Origin of the sequence: Falsirhodobacter sp. alg1 (assembly GCF_000739715.2) — a bacterium.
Taxonomy (GTDB): domain Bacteria; phylum Pseudomonadota; class Alphaproteobacteria; order Rhodobacterales; family Rhodobacteraceae; genus Falsirhodobacter.
In genome coordinates this window covers 272,064-290,695 of the sequence record NZ_BBJC02000005.1, presented here as the reverse complement: position 1 = coordinate 290,695, position 18,632 = coordinate 272,064, and the positions used below count along the sequence as shown (strand labels likewise).

At 60.6% G+C, this 18,632-nt stretch carries 19 protein-coding genes; 3 read left to right on the top strand and 16 right to left on the bottom strand.

The genetic code is table 11. The annotated features are described in order from the left end of the window. Window position 1 precedes the first annotated feature (1 nt). From urtD to TR36_RS11510, 14 genes are all read right to left on the bottom strand, one after another. Window positions 2–742 (bottom strand): urea ABC transporter ATP-binding protein UrtD, encoded by a 741-nt coding sequence (gene urtD, locus TR36_RS11575; RefSeq protein ID WP_045392336.1) that lies wholly within the window; start codon window positions 740–742, stop codon window positions 2–4. Beyond that, window positions 739–1,914: an urea ABC transporter permease subunit UrtC gene (gene urtC / locus TR36_RS11570; protein ID WP_045392339.1), complete on the bottom strand. Its 1,176-nt coding sequence runs from the start codon at window positions 1,912–1,914 to the stop codon at window positions 739–741. Before urtC ends, urtD begins: the two co-directional genes overlap by 4 nt. 3 nt (window positions 1,915–1,917) lie before the next feature. Continuing rightward, window positions 1,918–3,837, bottom strand: a complete 1,920-nt coding sequence (urtB, locus tag TR36_RS11565; protein WP_062763320.1) for an urea ABC transporter permease subunit UrtB — start codon at window positions 3,835–3,837, stop codon at window positions 1,918–1,920. Window positions 3,838–3,914: 77 nt separating this feature from the next. After that, window positions 3,915–5,198: an urea ABC transporter substrate-binding protein gene (urtA, locus tag TR36_RS11560; protein WP_045392342.1), complete on the bottom strand. Its 1,284-nt coding sequence runs from the start codon at window positions 5,196–5,198 to the stop codon at window positions 3,915–3,917. A gap of 204 nt (window positions 5,199–5,402) precedes the next feature. Beyond that, on the bottom strand, window positions 5,403–6,020 hold the full coding sequence (gene ureG, locus TR36_RS11555; RefSeq protein WP_045392344.1) for an urease accessory protein UreG: 618 nt from the start codon (window positions 6,018–6,020) through the stop codon (window positions 5,403–5,405). Then, window positions 6,017–6,703, bottom strand: a complete 687-nt coding sequence (locus TR36_RS11550) for an urease accessory protein UreF (RefSeq protein WP_237763572.1) — start codon at window positions 6,701–6,703, stop codon at window positions 6,017–6,019. Before TR36_RS11550 ends, ureG begins: the two co-directional genes overlap by 4 nt. After that, window positions 6,642–7,112 (bottom strand): urease accessory protein UreE, encoded by a 471-nt coding sequence (locus TR36_RS11545; RefSeq protein WP_062763270.1) that lies wholly within the window; start codon window positions 7,110–7,112, stop codon window positions 6,642–6,644. Before TR36_RS11545 ends, TR36_RS11550 begins: the two co-directional genes overlap by 62 nt. A gap of 9 nt (window positions 7,113–7,121) precedes the next feature. Then, window positions 7,122–8,807 (bottom strand): urease subunit alpha, encoded by a 1,686-nt coding sequence (ureC, locus tag TR36_RS11540; RefSeq protein ID WP_062763268.1) that lies wholly within the window; start codon window positions 8,805–8,807, stop codon window positions 7,122–7,124. Next, window positions 8,804–9,109, bottom strand: coding sequence for an urease subunit beta (locus TR36_RS11535; RefSeq protein ID WP_045392355.1), 306 nt, complete (start codon window positions 9,107–9,109; stop codon window positions 8,804–8,806). Before TR36_RS11535 ends, ureC begins: the two co-directional genes overlap by 4 nt. After that, the gene (locus tag TR36_RS11530; protein WP_045392358.1) at window positions 9,106–9,690 is read right to left on the bottom strand and encodes a HupE/UreJ family protein; all 585 of its coding nucleotides are present in this window, start codon (window positions 9,688–9,690) and stop codon (window positions 9,106–9,108) included. The genes TR36_RS11535 and TR36_RS11530 overlap by 4 nt, the downstream gene beginning before the upstream one ends. Continuing rightward, window positions 9,691–10,002, bottom strand: a complete 312-nt coding sequence (locus tag TR36_RS11525) for an urease subunit gamma (RefSeq protein WP_045392361.1) — start codon at window positions 10,000–10,002, stop codon at window positions 9,691–9,693. Window position 10,003: 1 nt separating this feature from the next. Then, on the bottom strand, window positions 10,004–10,816 hold the full coding sequence (locus TR36_RS11520) for an urease accessory protein UreD (protein WP_153010546.1): 813 nt from the start codon (window positions 10,814–10,816) through the stop codon (window positions 10,004–10,006). A 150-nt stretch (window positions 10,817–10,966) separates the two neighbouring features. Continuing rightward, window positions 10,967–11,686, bottom strand: coding sequence for a FadR/GntR family transcriptional regulator (locus TR36_RS11515; RefSeq protein ID WP_062763266.1), 720 nt, complete (start codon window positions 11,684–11,686; stop codon window positions 10,967–10,969). Window positions 11,687–11,987: 301 nt separating this feature from the next. Beyond that, complete coding sequence (locus tag TR36_RS11510) at window positions 11,988–12,722, bottom strand: 2-keto-4-pentenoate hydratase (RefSeq protein ID WP_045392366.1); 735 nt, start codon at window positions 12,720–12,722, stop codon at window positions 11,988–11,990. A 195-nt stretch (window positions 12,723–12,917) separates the two neighbouring features. Here TR36_RS11510 and TR36_RS11505 point away from each other — a divergent pair, with 195 nt between their 5' ends. Further along, window positions 12,918–13,982: an AbrB family transcriptional regulator gene (locus tag TR36_RS11505; RefSeq protein WP_045392369.1), complete on the top strand. Its 1,065-nt coding sequence runs from the start codon at window positions 12,918–12,920 to the stop codon at window positions 13,980–13,982. Here the strand turns inward: TR36_RS11505 and TR36_RS11500 are convergent. After that, on the bottom strand, window positions 13,979–16,357 hold the full coding sequence (locus tag TR36_RS11500) for an extracellular solute-binding protein (RefSeq protein WP_237763571.1): 2,379 nt from the start codon (window positions 16,355–16,357) through the stop codon (window positions 13,979–13,981). The two genes, TR36_RS11505 and TR36_RS11500, sit on opposite strands and share 4 nt — an antisense overlap. Next, window positions 16,350–17,015 carry a response regulator transcription factor gene (locus tag TR36_RS11495; protein WP_237763570.1) on the bottom strand — a complete coding sequence of 222 codons (666 nt, stop codon included), beginning with the start codon at window positions 17,013–17,015 and terminating at the stop codon, window positions 16,350–16,352. Before TR36_RS11495 ends, TR36_RS11500 begins: the two co-directional genes overlap by 8 nt. A 159-nt stretch (window positions 17,016–17,174) precedes the next feature. Between TR36_RS11495 and TR36_RS11490 the strand changes: the two genes are divergently transcribed. Both TR36_RS11490 and TR36_RS11485 read left to right on the top strand, forming a co-directional pair. Further along, a complete protein-coding gene (locus TR36_RS11490) occupies window positions 17,175–18,140 on the top strand; it encodes a tripartite tricarboxylate transporter substrate binding protein (RefSeq protein ID WP_045392372.1) in 966 nt (321 codons plus the stop codon). Between the two features lie 49 nt (window positions 18,141–18,189). Next, window positions 18,190–18,624: a tripartite tricarboxylate transporter TctB family protein gene (locus tag TR36_RS11485; protein WP_045392374.1), complete on the top strand. Its 435-nt coding sequence runs from the start codon at window positions 18,190–18,192 to the stop codon at window positions 18,622–18,624. The last annotated feature ends 8 nt before the right edge of the window (window positions 18,625–18,632 follow it).

Genomic DNA, 18,632 nt, shown 5'->3' with positions numbered 1-18,632 from the left:
TTCAGCGCCCCAGATATACGTCGATGACCTGCTGATCGCGGGTCACATGGTCCAACGACCCTTCGGCCAGCACCGCACCCTGGTGCAGCACCGTCACACGGCAGTTCAGGCGGCGGACAAAGTCCATGTCATGCTCCACCACCACCACCGCACGGGTTTCAGCAAGCCTGCGCAACAGGGTCGTGGTCAGCTCCCGTTCGGCCAAGGTCATTCCTGCCGCTGGTTCATCGACCAGCAACAGGCGCGGTTCCTGTGCCAGCAGCATTCCGATCTCCAGCCACTGTTTCTGCCCATGGCTCAGCTCCCCGGCGGTTCGGGTCAGGGCGGACCCGAGGCCCACCTCATCGGCCAGTTCCGCCACCCGCGCGATGGAGGCGGTTGTCGGGCGCCAGCCCAGAACCGCAAATGGCCCCCGTGCAGCCTTCAGCGCCATAACCAGATTGTCGGATACTGTCTGATCTTCAAATACGGTCGGGCGTTGGAATTTACGGCCCACACCGGCGCGCGCAATCTGCGCTTCGTTCATCCTCAGCAGGCTGCGGGAGTGTTCCCCCCAAAGTACTTCGCCCGTATCCGGGCGTGTTTTGCCCGTAACGATATCCATAAATGTGGTCTTGCCGGCCCCGTTCGGGCCAATGACGGCCCGCAGTTCGGCACCGCCGATCTGGAATGACAGGTCGTTGATCGCACGAAACCCGTCAAAGGATTTCGTCACACCCCGTACTTCAAGTAGAGAGCTCATGTCCGATCTCCTTTGCGGTCGATCAGGTCTACCAGTCCGGCAATGCCCTTGGGGGCGAACAGCGTCACCAGTACAAACGAAAGCCCCAAGGCAACCTGCCACCAATCGACCCAGTTCACCGTATAGCCCGGCAGGTGTAGCGATGGCGCGCGCCCGCCCGTAAACCAGCTGGACAAAAGCGAGACGACGATGGCCCCGATCACCGCGCCATAAAGGCGCCCGCGCCCGCCGATCGCCACCCAGACCGCAAGGTAGATGGAAGCGATCGGCATCAGTTCAGCCGGATTGATGATCCCCGCCTGCGGGTAATAAAGAGCGCCGGCAATTGCCGTGATCATTGCGGCAAGGGTGAATACCACCAGCTTGAACCCTTCGACTGGATAGCCCAGAAACCGAACGCGGGTTTCATCATCGCGGATTGCGCGGATCACGCTGCCGAATTTGGCCGATACGATCCATGCAGCCATTGTATAGAAGACCCCGAGTGCCAAGGTCGAGGCCCAAAGGAACCAGACCGACAGCCGTGCCTGATCTACGTCCTCCAGACCGGGAATGTTCTGCAGGCCGGACAGTCCGTTATTCCCGCGAAACCCGCTGTCGTTCTGGAACAGCCAGAGGGCCAGTGCCAATGTCATCGCTTGGGTAAGAATGGACAGGTACACCCCGTTCACGCGACTGCGAAAAGCCAACCAGCCGAACACAAGCGCCAAAAGGCCGGGTACTGCCACGACCAGCAGCAGCTGGATAGGCAGACTATGGGCAAAGCTCCAGACCAGCGGCAGATCGGCACTTCCCACCACCCCGAATATCTGGTTTGCGGTGGCATCCTGCAGTTCCTGCGCCGTGGGTGGAATGGCCCCTTGGGCAAGGTTTGCGGCGACAATCGTCTCGGTACGGGCGTACATCAACCATTGGCCGATCATGTATCCCCCAAGTGCAAAGAACGCCATTTGCCCCAACGACAGGATGCCCAGATAGCCCCAGACAAGGTCCGTGGCGAGGGCCGCGAGGGCGAGGCATAGCGTCATCCCCAACACCTTGACTGTAGAGGTGGGAACAACGCCGCTGCCATATGCCGCGCTGAGCAGGGTGATCGCCGCCGTCCCGGTTGCCAGTATTGCCAGCACGACCAGTACCGAAGGGCTGCGGAGGAAAAAGGGTTTACGGGTCATGGACTACATTTCCGCCGCGCGGCCTTTTTGCGGGATAATCCCACGTGGCCGGAACTGGATGAATATGATGATGAACAGGATCATGAAGGTTTGCGCTGCGAGGGTATTTGCAGGGTTCACGAACTCGATCACCTTCGAAAGGCCACCGATCAATGCGGCACCTGCCAATGTGCCCCAGATATTGCCCACACCGCCCACGACCACGGTCATGAAGCTTTGCACGATATATCCCTGGCCCAATTCGGACGTAACCTGGGCAAACAGACCGATTGCAACACCGGCGATACCGGCAATACCCGAGCCCAGTCCGAACGTCATCATCGCGATGCGATCGGGGTTGATCCCCATTGATGCGGCCATTCCGGGATTCTGGGTCACGGCCCGAACCTCCAGCCCCAAACGCGTGCGCTTCATGATGAACAGAAAGAGCGCGAGGAACACGAGGGCCAGCACAAAGATCGCGACGCGGATCGAACTGATGGAGATGACGTCATTGATCGTGATCGACCCCTCCAGCCATGCAGGTGCCGTCAGCGGACGCGCCTGGGTACCAAAGATGTTCTTGGCCAACTGCTGAAGGGCGATGGATACACCGAATGTGGCCAGCAACGTTTCCAGCGGCCTATGGGCGAGGTGACGGATTACCAGCCGGTAAAGCACGATGCCTGCGAACGCGGTGACGATGAACGCCAATGGCAATGCCACCAGCAATGACAGTGTGCGGTTCGGGATCAGGGTTTGAACGGTATAGGCGGTATAGGCCCCCATCATGATGAATTCACCATGCGCCATATTGATCACGCGCATCACGCCGAAGGTGACGGCAAGGCCGATGGCGGCAAGAAAATAGATCGAGGCAAGCGAAAGGGCATCTAGACCAAGGTCCACTCCTCGCATGGCCCCCAGTTTCATTTGTGCGTGGGATTGCGCCTCTTCGGCGGCATCTGTAACGGCGGCGGAGGGCTCGGTATACACATCGAAGTAACGATAGGCATCAACTGCACTATCGGCTTCGGCCTGAGTGGCGGCGGGTGCGACCGTACCCTCTGCTTCCAGCGCGGCATAGGCACGGTCGCGTGCGGCAGGATCCCTCAACTCGGCGACAGGAACGCCACCCACCCGACCGTCAACGATATGGGCGGCCAGCGCGTCGCGTTGCGCGGGGCCGGACAGCAGCGGCTCGGCATCGCCCTGGGATTTCAACAGATCATAGGCTGCCTCGCGCGGAAGGACACTTGTACCTACGGTCAATTCCCGTGCGATATTCGCACCTTCGGGCGGGGCCATGGCCGCCATGCGCGTGGTGGACAGAACAGGGTTCAGCGCCGCGCGGACGTCCAGATCGACATCGCCGGACATGGCCTCGATAGCAGCAACCCGGGTGGCGGGGTCCGTGCCGTAGCGGATGGTCAGCAAATGTTCCAGCCGTGCGCGGCGTGCAGCCAGCATAGGGTCCGGATCGGTGGGTGCCGTCCGCAAGGCCGCAAGATGATCCGCGCTGCCCTGCCGGGCAATGGCATCAAGGGCAGCTGCACGCACCGCCGGATCGGCAGCAGCGATCTGGCTGACCACAAGTGCAGCCTCAATCACGCCGCGGACGCCTGAATTGGGCCGGAGCATCTTGGGATCGGCATCCATTACGGGATCACCTGTGGCCGCATCGGTAATGGTATCGCCATCAACGATCAGCAGCTGGCCGTCGGCGCTTAGTGCCAATCGGCGATCCGCCCATGCCGTCAGCAGCGCCATGCCTTCCGGCCCGGTTGCGGCAATTTCAGAGACCAGCGGCTCTACCGTCAGGCGGGACGGGCGCTCTATCTGGTCCAGATTATCCGCGATCACGGACTGAAGCTGCGGGTTTGCAAGGGCAGGCAGGGCCGATAGGCCGTAGGCGACAGCGCAAGCGACTAGCGCGCGCCGCAGAACGCGGGGCAGATGGGGCACGATGATATTCCGGTATGAAACGTCGAGGGGCGTTGGCCGCCCCCCGATGCAGGCAATCAGTAGTTGGATTGCTGTTGTACGCAGCTTTGCGTGTCCGTGTTGTACATGCCGCAATCCTTGGAGGCCCAATCTGAATCGAGCACGGCGGATTCCGGCAGGAAATCGGTCCAGGCATCGCCCGCAACGGGTTCGGTCTGGCTTACGATATCGAATTGGCCGTCATCACGGATCTCGCCGATCAGAACAGGTTTGGTCAGGTGGTGGTTCGGCAGGACGGTGGCCGTGCCGCCGGTCAGATTCGGAACCTCGACGCCGACGATTGCGTCCAGTACGGAATCGACATCCGTAGTCCCCGCCGCCTCCACGGCCTGAACCCAGGCGTTGAACCCGATCATCGTCGCTTCCATCGGGTCATTGGTCACGCGGTTTTCGTCGCCGGTGAACTCATGCCATTGTTCGATGAACGCCTCGTTTTCGGGGGTATCGGCGCTTTCAAAATAGTTCCAGGCGGCCAGATGCCCTACAAGGTTCGCGGTATCCAGCCCCGAAAGTTCTTCTTCACCGACCGAAAACGCCATGACGGGAATGTCATCGGCCGATACGCCAGCAGCCGCCAGTTCCTTGTAGAAGCCGACATTGGCATCGCCGTTGATGGTGGAAACGACACCTACCTTTTTGCCGTCAGCCCCAAGCGCTACCACGTCGGCAACGATCTTGGACCAATCCGAATGGCCGAATGGTGTGTAATTCACAAAGATGTCGCCTTCGGCCACACCTTTTTCCTTCAGGTAGCTTTCAAGGATGTTGTTCGTTGTCCGCGGGTAAACGTAATCGGTGCCAAGAAGCGCCCATTTTTCAACGCCGAGTTCATCCGCCATGTAATCCACAGCAGGGATGGCCTGCTGGTTCGGTGCGGCACCGGTATAGATCACGTTCCTAGAAGACTCTTCGCCCTCGTATTGCACAGGATAGAACAGCAGGCCGTCCAGCTCTTCGATCACCGGCAGGACGGATTTCCGCGAAACACTTGTCCAGCAGCCAAAGATTGCATCGACATCGGATACCGTCAGCAGTTCCCGCGCCTTTTCGGCAAACAGCGGCCAGTCCGAGGCGGGATCCACCACGACAGCCTCCAGCGGGCGGCCCAGAAGCCCGCCTTTCGCATTCTGCTGCTCCACCAGCATCAGGACCGTATCCTTCAGCGTCGTTTCCGAAATGGCCATCGTTCCTGAAAGAGAGTGCAGAACACCGATCTTGATCGGCTCTCCCTCCTGGGCCCATGCGGTATTCGTAAACGTGATGGCGCTGGTCAGCAGCAGCATCTTTGTCAGATGTTTCATTCACCCTCCTGATCCGGCTTTGCACCGGTGTCCCTGTTGTCTTGGTGAAGCTCCGTCCTGAGGGGCGGTCTTCGCGGTACACAGGAAATGACGGTTCTGTGAGGGTGAACAGTATCAAGGCAGTTTTAGAGAATAACCTGAATGTATATGATTATCATATAAGCTGTAATTCCGGTGTGTGCCTATATTATATGCGTATTTTTATCACGAAAGGGATAATCCGCCTTCGGTAACAAGAAAACTGACGATTTCTTCGATACCTTTGCCGGTGCGGAGTGAGGTCATGACCACCGGACGGGCACCACGCGCCTTATGTGCATCGGATTCGAGCATTTCCACATCCACGCCGACATGGGGTGCCAGATCCACCTTGTTGACGACCAGCAGATCGGATCGTGCCAGCCCCGGACCACGTTTGCGGGGAATATCCTGCCCGGCGGCAGTATCGATGACGTAAATCGTCAGATCCGCCAGTTCGGGGCTGAAGGTCGCGGCAAGATTGTCACCGCCGGATTCAATCAGAACCAGATCCAGCTCCGGAAAGGCGACATTCAGTTCTGCAATCGCCGCAAGGTTGATGCTCGCATCCTCCCGGATGGCTGTATGGGGGCAGCCACCGGTTTCAACGCCGCGAATGCGTTCGGCAGGCAGAACCTGGGCGCGCATCAACGCCTCGGCATCTTCACGGGTGTAAATGTCATTCGTAATGACGGCCATCGACAGCCGATGGGCAAGCGCGCGGGCCAGATGCTCGGTCAGGGTGGTTTTTCCGGCCCCGACAGGGCCACCGATGCCAACGCGAAGAGGTCCGTTCATGCTCATGATCTGAATATCCTGACGGTCATTGTTTCGTGTGAAAGCGCGGCAATATCAGCGCCCCATGCAGCAGTCGCAAGATCCGCCTCGGTTGCTGTTGCCGCGCGCGCGGCTGTTGCAAGCAGGGTTGGGTGCAGGCCGGCCAATATGCGCTGACCATCCTGAGGTCCAAGGGGCATGAAGCGTACGGCAGCAGATGCCAGCGCCGCAATTTGTGCCTGCAAGAATTGGGCGATGATTTCTGAGGCTGGCAACGGCATGGAACAACAGGCCCGGCCAAATGCGACGGGCAACACCATGGGGGGGGAGTGCAGGCCAAGCACCGTCATGTTTGCCGCAAAGGCAGTCCCCTGCTCGACCGTTTCCGACAAACGCTGCGACGACAGGCAAGCAGCCCGCGCCAGATCATCCAGCAGCACATGATCGGCATTATCGCGCAAGGATAGGGACAGTAGAACGGCATCTGTCCAGAGACTGCCATATTCCAGCACGTCGGCCAGCCAGTCCGGAAAGCTGCCTCGCGTTACAACACCCTGATCCATCGCCCATTCCAGCCCCTGCGACCAGGCGAAGCCACCGGTAGGAAAGGCTGGCGACAGATATTGTGCCAGCTGCAAACGGGCCGTTTCAGCTGTCATGCTGATGCGCGAAATCCGCAGGTCCGTGCGTGTGGCCAAAGGTCCGGCCATGCCCATAGGCGCCACCTTCGGGATGGAATGGCTGCGTCTTGTGTTCCACCTCGGCGCCCAACTGGTGCAGCATCGCCTCCAGAACATGATCCTGACGAATGACCAGATGGTCCTCCATGATCTGGCATGGGGTGTGGCGGTTTCCGATGTGCCAGGCCAGTCGGGGTAGGGGGCCACGAACGATCAATACCGGTTCCGGGGCCGCGCGGACACGGATCAACCGTCCGTTGGAGAGGGGCAGGGCATCGCCTTCGTCCAGACTGGTCACGGCGGCCAGATCGACCATGAAATTCTCTACCCCTGCCGTCAGACGTTTGCGGCGCAGCAGGCGTCCCTCGTAATCCAGAACAACCTCGGCGGCAAAAGGGCCTGCGGCCTGACGGATGACGGTGGTGGCGGTCGGGATCATTTTTGTCTCTCAGAACAGGAAATAGCGTTGGGCCATGGGAAGCTCGCCGGCAGGTTCGCAGGTCAGCAATTCACCGTCGGCGCGAACCTCATAGGTTTCGGGGTCAACCTCGATCACCGGCATGGCAGAGTTCATTGCCATATCCGATTTGCCGATTCCGCGCGTGCCTTCGACCGCGAGCATGGATTTGCGCAAGCCGTCGCCTGCGCCCGCCTCCAGCCCTGCCTTGGATACAAATAGGGCCGATGCGCGTCCGGTATGCCCCCACATGGGGCGGGAGAACATCGGTTGCACCGGAATGGAGCCGTTCGGATCCCCCATCTGCGCCACTGAAATCATTCCGCCAACAAGCACCATTTCCGGTTTGACCCCGAAAAAGGCGGGGGACCACAGAACCAGATCAGCACGTTTACCGACGGTGATGGAGCCGATATGCGCCGCAACGCCATGCGCGATTGCGGGGTTTATGGTGTATTTCGCGATATAGCGGCGGGCGCGGAAATTGTCGTTCTCGCCCGTTTCCTCGGGGAGACGACCGCGCTGACGGCGCATCTTGTCTGCTGTCTGCCACGTGCGGATGATAACCTCGCCAATCCGGCCCATTGCCTGACTGTCCGAGGAGATGACAGAGAAAGCTCCCAGATCGTGCAGGATATCTTCGGCCGCAATGGTCTCACGCCGGATACGGGATTCGGCAAATGCCACATCCTCGGGCACGCGGCGATCGAGATGGTGGCACACCATTAGCATATCCAGATGCTCTTCCACCGTGTTGCCGGTATAGGGCCGCGTAGGGTTGGTCGACGAGGGCAGGACATTGGCCATGCCGACCATGCGGATGATGTCGGGGGCATGGCCACCGCCCGCACCCTCGGTATGATAGGCGTGGATCGTCCGGCCCGCGATGGCGGCCATCGTATCCTCGACAAACCCGGATTCGTTCAGCGTATCCGTATGGATCATCACCTGCACGTCCATCTGGTCTGCCACTGTCAGGCAGTTGTCGATGGCGGCGGGGGTGGTTCCCCAATCCTCGTGCAGTTTCATGGCGCAGGCCCCGGCACGGACCTGTTCGATCAACGGTGCCGGTACCGAAGCGTTGCCTTTGGCCGCAAGCCCCACGTTCACGGGCAGATCGGCACAAGCCTCCATCATCCGCGCGATATGCCAAGGGCCCGGGGTGCAGGTGGTGGCCAGCGTTCCGTGTGCGGGTCCTGTTCCCCCGCCCAGCAACGAGGTTACGCCCGAATGCAGCGCGTGGTCCACCTGTTGCGGACATATGAAATGGATATGGCAATCAAAGCCTCCGGGGGTCAGGATACGCCCTTCCCCGGCAATGATTTCGGTACCTGGGCCGATGATCAGTGTCACGCCCGGTTGGGTGTCGGGGTTGCCGGCCTTGCCGATGCCTGCAATCCGCCCGTCCCTGATGCCGACATCAGCCTTGATGATGCCGCTGTGGTCAAACACCACCACGCCGGTAATGACCGTATCCATCGCGCCGTCGGCCCGGGTCGCCTGTGACTGGCCCATTCCGTCCCGCACGACTTTGCCACCGCCAAATTTGACCTCCTCGCCCGCGATGGTCAGATCACGTTCGACTTCTATCAGCAGCTCGGTATCGGCCAGTCGGATACGGTCACCGGTGGTAGGGCCGTAGAGCGCGGCATAATCGGCGCGGGATAAGGTGGTCATAGCGGCCCCATGATCTCTTGACGGAAACCTTGAACGATACGTTCCCCGGCAAAGGGAATAATGCGCACTTCGCGGGACTGGCCCGGCTCGAAGCGGATGGCGGTACCGGCCGGAATGGCCAGTCTGGTGCCGCGTGCCACGGCCCGATCGAACCGCAGGGCCGGATTGGTTTCGGCAAAGTGGTAATGGCTGCCAACCTGGATAGGCCGGTCGCCTGTATTTGCCACCATCAGCGTTACGGGCGTGCGGCCTTCGTTCAGCGTGATGTCGCCATCGGCAATCAAAATTTCTCCGGGGATCATGATACGAACCCCAGAGCCATGCCCGATACTGCCACCACGGCACCCAGCCCGCGAAGGATGCGTGACTTCAGGAAGATCTGGCCCGTAAGAATGCCTGCAAGGTGCAGTGCCAGCGTAGTCAGGCCAAACCCTGCCGCATAGGTGACAAAACCCGCCGTCGGTGCCTCGATCCCATGCGCCCAGCCATGTGCCAGCCCGAAAATCGCAGCCATTGGAAGCATTGAAACCATCGGCATGCGCGCCGCGATCATCACCAAGCCACCCATCACGACGATAGAGGCAAGGATCATCGGCTCGACGGCCAATCCCGGGTACCCGAGTTGTCCGGTGGCACCACCGACCAGCGCCGCCCCGATGAATGTGGCCGGCAGGGCCCAAAGCGCCCGCCCGCCCATTTGTGCCGCAATCAGTCCCAGGACCACCATCGCCAGCATGTGGTCAAGTCCGCCCATCGGATGCAGCAGGCCCGCGGTGAACGGCACGCCCCCCACATGGCCGGGGTGCGCCACGGCTAATCCGGGCAATGCCAGCGATGCAACAGACATACGGGCGATACGCTTCACACGCATAAAGGAAATCATTCAGGCCTCCGGTCGGATCGGGTGGTGGACGGTGACAAGCTTGGTGCCGTCGGGAAAGGTAGCCTCGACTTGAACCGAGGAAATCATCTCGGGGACGCCGCTCATGCATTGTCCGGCCGTGATGACATGGGCGCCTGCCTGCATCAGGTCGGCCACGCTGCGGCCGTCCCGAGCACCCTCGACCACGAAATCTGTAATCAGGGCAATCGCTTCTGGATGGTTCAGCTTCACGCCCCGGGCCAGACGGTTGCGGGCAACCATTGCCGCGACGGAAATCATCAGTTTCTCACGCTCACGCGGGGATAGGTTCATCTCAGACCTGCCAGATGCGGGGAAGGGGATCGGGGCGTAATGCCCCCAAAAGACGGTAAATCTGTCGGCGCAACGGCCATCCGTCATTGGCCAATGCCCGTATGACCAGACGGCCGTGCGGGGCGCTTGCGGCTGCCGTCACGCCTGGTTCATCCAGACAGGCACGCACCCGTTGCAGATGATCGGCTGCATCGGGCGCCACCATTACCAATGTCGCCAATGCACGCGCCCCTCCCATCATGGCGGGCGTCTCCAGCCGGTGTAGGGTGCCATCATCCAGCGCCAGGGCGTCATGATGTATGACGCGCCCTTCTTGACGAATGATGCGCCGGTCACGCAGGTGCAGCCTGTGCAGGGTTTCGCCCATGGCGATGCGCCCCAGCACAACCATTTCCAGCGCCAGGCATCCCGCCCCTGCATCAAGGTCGATCACAGTCTCCCGTTCCAGCTTGGAGCCGTTGAAGAGGATCGTTTCCTGAGGCAGCCAGTCCAGCCATCCGCCTTTGCCTACGCTCAGGGCAACACGCGCTTGCGCGGGCCTGCCTTCGGCGCGATAGGCACGCTCGGCTGTCTGGGTGGTGGCAAGGGCGCGTGTGTCCGGGCGCAGCTCGATATTGAAATCAAGATTGTCGCCAGCGGCCAGACCGCCAGATGTATTCAGAAATACAACCTCGGTTCCGCCTGCGGTCATTCGCGGCAGCATTGCCTTGGCGGAGCCGGATTGCGCAAGATCAATCAAGCCCCGCGGGCCGATCACAACCCGCGCAGCGCCTCGGCTGCGTTGCATATCTGGCAAGGTGATTGAGTCCAGCATTCGATCACAATGTGCAATTATTATGCACCGTCAACACGGCGCGCCGATACAAGCCACGAAAAATGCGCGACATATTACATATGTAGATTTTTAGAACAGAATGCACGAAAAATATGCATTCCATGAAAGCCCGGGAAGGGTGCCTTGTAATCAGCTGCGCAAAAGGGCTCTGTAACGCGCCAACGCGCCGCGCAGGTGATCACGCATGGCTGTGCGGGCTTCCTCTTCGTTACCCGTCATGATGGCGGATACAATCCGGTCATGTTCGGCCTGCAACTGGCGAAGGTAATCGGCGGAAATCATTTCATCCGTGCCCGTCTGCAGGGCGCGACGCGGGATGATGCCGGCACCAACCATTTCCAGAAATTCCGGAAACCGTGGGTTATTCGCAGCCTCGGCAATCGCGTAATGCAGGTCATAATCAGCGGATGTGGTCACCACGCCTGCCGCGAAAGCATCACTGACCGCCTTGAACGCGTTCATGATCCGCTCTTCCTGCTGGGCAGAGCGACGCGTGGCGGCCAGGCCCGCAGCCTCCACCTCGACCGCTGTACGCAGTTCCAGCATTTCGATCATGGAGGACAAGCGAACATAATCAATGTTCTGGAAAGGCTGGGGGGCCGGGACTTCTGCCTCCAGCACGAACACTCCGGCACCCTGACGCGCCTCGACCATGCCATCGGCGCGCAGGGATGCAATGGCCTCGCGAATAACAGTACGGCTGACGCCATGGGCTTCTGTCAGCTTGGCTTCGGACGGTAGCCTGTCCCCGGGCTTCAGGTTGCCGCTGCGGATTTCGGTGCGCAACGCGTCGGCAACCCGCGCGACAAGACTTCCGCCTTTGGTCTTGGGTTTCAACGACTCCGTCATGCAACATTCTCCATCCGCGTCAGTTCAGTGCCGGCTGTATGACAGGTTCTGTTCATAGCGCAATGCGGCCCGCCGGCATTTTTGTCACATCTGCGATAGAGTTGCAGCGGGATAGGTCGACAGATGGCCCCAATGCGCCATCGGCAGGATACTAGAATACCGCTGTTGCCTGCTTCAGTCCACTATTGCCTGAATGTACTGCAAAAATCATGCGGACAGGGGGCAGGATACTGATAGCAGATATCCCCGTTCAATTCGCCGAAAGGGGGGCGGGCCTTCTTCGTGACCCGCCCGATTTGTATCAAAGCCCGAGTTTTACAGTGCCGATGTGTTCGATCTCCGCCACCAGATCCTGACCGCGATCTACCACGATCGGTCCGATACGTGCGCCGGTGATGACGAACTGGCCCTTACGCAGCCCCACGCCCTGCTTCGACGCGTGGTTTGCCAGCCAGACAAGTGCTGTCATCGTCTGTTCCTGCGTGGCATTTCCGGATGTTCGCGCGATTTCGACAGTTCCGGTCAGGCTCACCTCAAGTTTGGTCAGATCAAGGTTCTGCCAGTCATCTATGCCGGAGCCGAGAATGACAGTTCCGTTGCAGTTCCGGTCGGCCAGCGCCTCAAGGGGGCTGGCATCTGTGCGAACCGCAAACCTGGATTCCACAACCTCGAATGCGGCACAGGCGCCACCCAGGGCGGGCTGTACGTCGGCTGCGGTATAGGGTTCCTGTCGCGGGGGCAGATCGGCTGCGATCATGATCGCGATTTCCACCTCGATTTCAGGATCGCGGATTTCTGCTGGCAGCGGGCCTTCGGGGATGGCGTCGGTCAGCGGTGCCGCGACAAGAGGGTTCGGTACGGCGATCGCCGCCACCTTCCAGCCTGCGATAGGCTGGTCGCCCAATACGGCCGCCTGAATGGCATAGGCATCATCTTCGGTCTGCGGAACTAGATCTGCGGGCAATACCGTGATTTTCGGCCCGGTATAGGCGTCCTTTAGCAGCTGTGCGACTTGTGCGATGCGGGTCTGGTCCAAAATGATTCTCCTCTTCCACGCAGAGGATTACAGCAGAAGTGGTCAACTGGAACCCCCTTCGATGGGGCGGCCGGATTGCCGCGTCTGTTGACTTTCGAAGAGTGGCCCGCGAAAGACTGCTGTATCCTGCCCAAGGGGAACCTTCATGCCAGATCAGCCCTGCCCTTATTGCGCCATCCTGTCCGGTGTGCCGCGATGACGGCTTTGGCAAGCTGGATCGCGCAGGCGTCAAATCCGTTACGATGGGCGGTCTTGCTTGCCCTGTCAGCGGTTTTCGGAATGCTGTTCTGGCTGGCGCATCTGCCGGCAGCCTATCTGCTGGGCCCGATGATCGCGGCCATTGTGGTGGCCGTGGCTGGCGGTGCGGTAAAGATAGACAAGCGCGGGGCGCTGGTCGCGCAGGCGTCAGTCGGAATGATGATGGCCGGCAGTATTCCCCCCGATATCATGGATGAAATCTCCAAGGACTGGCTGCTGTTCGTTCTGGGGACATTGTCGGTCGTTGCGGCAGCAGGCGTTCTGGGGCTGTCCATCACCCGGGCGCGGATTTTTCCGGGCACGACCGCCATCTGGGGATCGTCGCCGGGGGCTGCGACGGTAATGGTGCTGATGTCGGAGTCCTATGGCGCTGATATGCGCCTCGTGGCCTTCATGCAATACGTCCGGGTTGTAAGCTGCGCGGCGATGGCAATGCTGCTGGTGCGCCTTATCGGTGTTCCGGAACTGGATACGGTGCCCGCTGTCGCCAGGACGGTGCCGGTGCTGCCTTCGCTTGCGACTTTTGGGGCGGCGCTGGTCTGCGCCTTTGCCGCGCCGCGGCTTCGGTTGCCGGGCGGGGCGCTGCTGACGGCGCTGATCGTGGGGCTGGGTCTTTCGTTTTCCGGGTTGCTTGAAGTCGTACTTCCCGCATGGTTCCTGTCGATCTGTTTCGCCGTGGTTGGTCTTTCGGTCGGCATGCGCTTTACCCCCGAGGTGGTGCGCCATGCCGCATCCGCTTTTCCGCGGGTCATGATGTCCGTGATCATCCTGATCGCGACCTGCGGTGTGTTCGCGCTGGCATTGGTGGTATTTGCCGATGTGGATCCGTTGACAGCCTATCTGGCAACCACCCCGGGCGGGGCCGATACTGTCGCGATCATCGCAACCTCGACCGACGTAGATGTGCCGTTCGTGATGGCGATGCAGATCGCCCGGTTCCTGTTTGTGGTGCTGACCGCCCCCGCATTGGCACGATACCTGTCCCGGCGCGCGGCGGACTAGGGGCGGATCGCGCTTTGCCATGCACTGAGAAAGCGCTTCTGCTTCAGGGCATCAAGATAGGTCAGCAATTGCGGGCCAAGTCGGATCGGAAGAAACGTCCCGTCATACCCGCGCATCCGGTTCAGCGTTGGCGTGTTGAGCGTGACCAGCGGCAGAACCGGCACGAGCGGCGTTTTCCGGGCCAATAGAACCTGGCCGCGATGGGATATCAGATAGGCCAGAAGGCGGGCAGCCTGCTCCGGATTTGCCGCCGTTTTGGGAACGAAACCCGTTCGCATCATCACGAGGTTATAGTCCCAGAACAGATGCACAGCCACATGCGGATCATCGGCTGAAATGGCGTAGGAGCCGATCAGGTTAAGCGCCATCGTCAGTTCGCCACGCCCGACTGCGTCAATCATGGCATTGGTGGTCGGGTAGACGCGGGCCTTGGCGCGCCCCAGAACTTCGTTGAGCGCGGCGGCATCCTGACCGAATTCGGCGTCCTGCGTGGCGAACAGATATCCGATACCCGCCTGCCGCAAATCATAAAGGCCGATGCGCTGTTGCAGTGACCTTTCGTGGTTCCGCAGGAATTCTGTCAAATCCACATGGGTTCGGGGCAGATCGGATTCCGCGATCAGCGTCGGGTTGTAGATCATCACAGCAGGCTCGAAGGTGAAGCCGAACAGTTCTTCTCGCCATGCTGCCCAGGACGGGAGGGATTGCGCCTCCGGCAGATCCAGATGCAGCGCCATGCCACGGTTGACAAGGTCCACCTGAAGGTCCATGGCGGAGCTGATGACAAGATCGGGGTTCATGCTGCCATCCAGCACGGCCTGATACAGCGGCACCGTCTGCATGTCGGTGTATTCGATGTGCAGATCCGGGTTCTCGCGCTCGAACGCATCCAGTATGGGGCGGATCGCAACCTCATCGGTGGCGCTGGCGACCCGCAGGACGGTCTGCGCCATGGAAGGATGAGGAAGCAGCGCAAGCAGCAGAACAAGCGATAACACCCGCGCGAAGCTGAGCACGGCCTTCAATCCCCCACGCTGCGACGTTGAGAGATGAAATCCCGCGCCATGCGCTTCGGCCACCGCCTGCACGATCGCCAACCCCAAGCCTGATCCCGCCGTACGATCCGAGAGGGAGACAAAGCGCTCCTGCGCGCGTTCGCGGTCCTGTTCGGGAATGCCCGGTCCGGCATCCGAAATGGCAATCATGATCCGGTCATGCCCTTCGGCACGCAAATCGATGTCGATTATATTGTCGGGCGGGCCGTGACGGAGGGCGTTTTCGATCAGGTTCCTCAATGCCTCCCTCAGCACCACCTCGTCGCCCATGACGACATCACCCTTGTCGGCAAAAGGGTCCACGTCGAAGGTGAAGGTGACATCGCGAATACGGGTGTCACGCAACATTTCGGACACCAATGACCGTAGAAGCGGGGTGAGCGCCACCGGATGCAGCCCTCCACCATCCGCACGGTGCAAGACCATCGCGTGCGATAACAACTGGTTTGTCAGGCGGACTGTTCGTGCGGACTGTCGTTCGGCCCGGACAAGGCGAGCGCGCATATCGTCTTCGGATCTGGCATCAGCCGCCAGTTCCAGATGTCCCTGCAGCGTGGAAAGCGATGTTCGTGTCTGATGGGCAACATCAGCAATGAAGCCCTCCGTCATATTCCGGTTGGCCCTTAACCGGGCGATGAAACCGTTGATTGCGTCGAACAGGCTTTCAATTTCCAGCGGCGGGCGTGCGGCCAGTTCGGAAAGATCCCGCGGCGGTCGGCCCTGAAGGTCCCGCTCAATCTGGGCCAAGGGGCGCAAGGCCTGCCGGATGGCGAACCAGACAAAACCAAGTCCGATTGCCGACACCAGTGCCAGCCCTGCCATACCTGTCAGAAACAGATCACGCTGTTGTGCCACGCGGGCTTCGGTGGTCTGGCCGACCTGAACCTCAACCCAGAACGGGCCGCTGGCCGTGCTGATCTCTCGGCCTTGCACCACGAACCGCATGGGGGCCCCGTTGTGGAGGGCATCGTAGAACATAGGTGCCACGGCAGGCTCGAACCCATCGGGCAGGGGAAGATCCGGGGTTCCCGTCACCAGACCTTCAGGGGAAAAGACACTGTAGACCACGCGCGCGGCAGGCACGATGCCGGCAATTTCCATGGCCGAGGGCGGCATATCCACCGTCGGACCATCAGGGCCGGGGGTGATCCGTTCCAGAATGGCGCGGGCGGATCCGCCCAGCACCAGATCGTAGGAATCATTCGCCGCGCCTCGGGCATAGGTCCACAGAAGGATCGAGATGAGGCAGAGCAGAACCAGAAATGCCGCCGTCATCAGCGCCATCAGCCGCAGCCGGATAGAGCGGCGCCTGTTATTCATCGGTGACGTAGGCCATGTACCCGAGGCCCCGGGCGGTACGGATGGTCAGAGTAGATCCCTCGATCCGGCGGCGCAGGCGGGTAACAGTCTGTTCTACCGCGTTCATCGTGGGTGCTTCATCAAAGGTATAGAGCTTGTCCGCCACCTCTTCCTTGGTCAGCATCCGGCCAAGATTGTCGATCAACACCTCCAGCAACTGGACCTCTCTGGGCCGCAGATCCAGATCGACGCCGCCCAGGCGGGCACGACGTGCGCTGCGATCGAAGGTAAGGGTGCCTGCGGTGAAGCTGTTCGTGGCGGTGCCAGATTTGCGGCGGGCCAGAACCCGACAACGCGCGCTCAACTCCCGGAAATCAAAAGGTTTGACCATGTAGTCATCGGCCCCTGCATCCAGCCCCACAACCCGGTCATCCACCTCGCTACGTGCGGTCAGAATGAGAACGGGCGTGGTGTCCCCCCTGTCACGCATGGCGCGCAATACCTCGGTGCCGTTCCGGCCGGGCAGGTTCACATCCAGAATGACCAGATCAAAGCGGGCATGGCGCAACAGCGAATGGGCGTCATCTCCATTGCTTTCGCGGTCGATGGCATGGCCCTCGGCGCGCAGGCGATCGGTGATCGTCTCCGCAAGATCATCGTTATCTTCAACCAGGAGCATTCGCATAAAACAGGAGAATAGCGGCCCGCGTGTGACGGCGAAAGGGCGCATTCGCATGTCAGCGTCCTGTCAGTTTCGCGTCAGCGTCCGGACAAGCTTTGGCTCTAAAGTGGGACAATCGGGCCGCAGAACACGGGCCCAATGTCTGGGAGGACATCTATGAAATTCGTTCGCACAACTGTCCTCGGGGCAGTCATGGCCGCATGCGCGTTTCCCGCATTGGCCGAGATCAACCGCCCCGAATGCATTGCCCCGGCGCAGCCCGGCGGTGGCTTCGATCTGACCTGCCGTGTGGCACAGCAGGGTCTTGCGCCGCAGTTTGACCGTCCGGTGGAGGTGACGTTCATGCCCGGTGGTATCGGAGCGGTCGCGTTCAACATGTTCAACTCCACGCGGACCGACGATCCGAATGCGATCGTTGCATTCTCCTCGGGGTCGCTGCTGAATCTGATCACCGGCAAATACGGCAAGTGGACCGAGAATGATGCCCGCTGGCTGGCGACTGCCGGGGCGGATTACGGTGTTGTGGCGGTGCGCGCCGATAGCCCCTATCATTCGCTGGAAGAGGTGATGGCCGCGTTGAAGGCCGATCCCTCCAAGGTCGTGGTGGGGGCCGGCGGATCCGTCGGGTCGCAGGACTGGATGAAGGCTGCCCTTCTGCTGAAGGCAATCGATGGTGATCCGCGCCGCATGCGCTATGTCGCCTTTGACGGTGGTGGTGACGCCATTGCCGGTCTGCTGGGTGGATCGATCCAGATCTATACCGGTGATGCTGGCGAAATGGTGCCACATATCGATGCGGGCGATCTGCGGGTTCTGGCCGTCATGTCGGACGAACGGCTCGAAGCCCCGATGGATGTGATCCCGACCGCCAAGGAGCAGGGCTATGACGTGTCATGGACCATCCTGCGTGGTTTCTACATGGGCAAGGAAACATCGGACGCGGATTATCAGGCGTGGCTGGATGCCTTCCGTACCGCCTATGATACCCCCGAATTCGCCGAGACCCAGCGGAGCCACGGCCTGATGCCACTGGACGTATCGGGTGACGAGCTGAAGGCGATGGTGGCAGAGCAATCCGCGACCCTGCGTTCGCTGGCCACGGAAATCGGTCTGATCCAATAATCTATGCGGGGGGCTGCGCGGCCCCCCATACTTTCCGAAAGGATACCTGATGGCCGACCGCATTTTTGCGGGCGTGATGCTTTTGGTGACTCTGGCCTATGGCTGGCTGGCCTTCTTCGCAATCAGCGCCCCCTTCCAATATGACCCGCTTGGCCCCGAAACATGGCCGCAAATCCTGTCCATCGTGACCGCGCTATGCTTTGCCGTCATCCTGTTGCGCCCTGATACAGACAGTATGCAGGTTGCGCGTCCCACGTGGATCCGCCTGTCCCTGACGGTGGTTCTGCTGCTGGGATATGCCGAGCTTTACGAGCGGTTGGGCTTCATCATCGCCACGGCACTGTTCGGCACGTTGGCATCACGCATGCTGGGGGCGACCTGGCTCAAAGGGTTCCTGTTCGGCGCGGTAATCGGAGTGGCCGGATACCTGCTTTGTGCCGAACTTCTGGAACTGAACCTGCCCTCGGGCCTGCTGACATTCTGAGAGGCGTG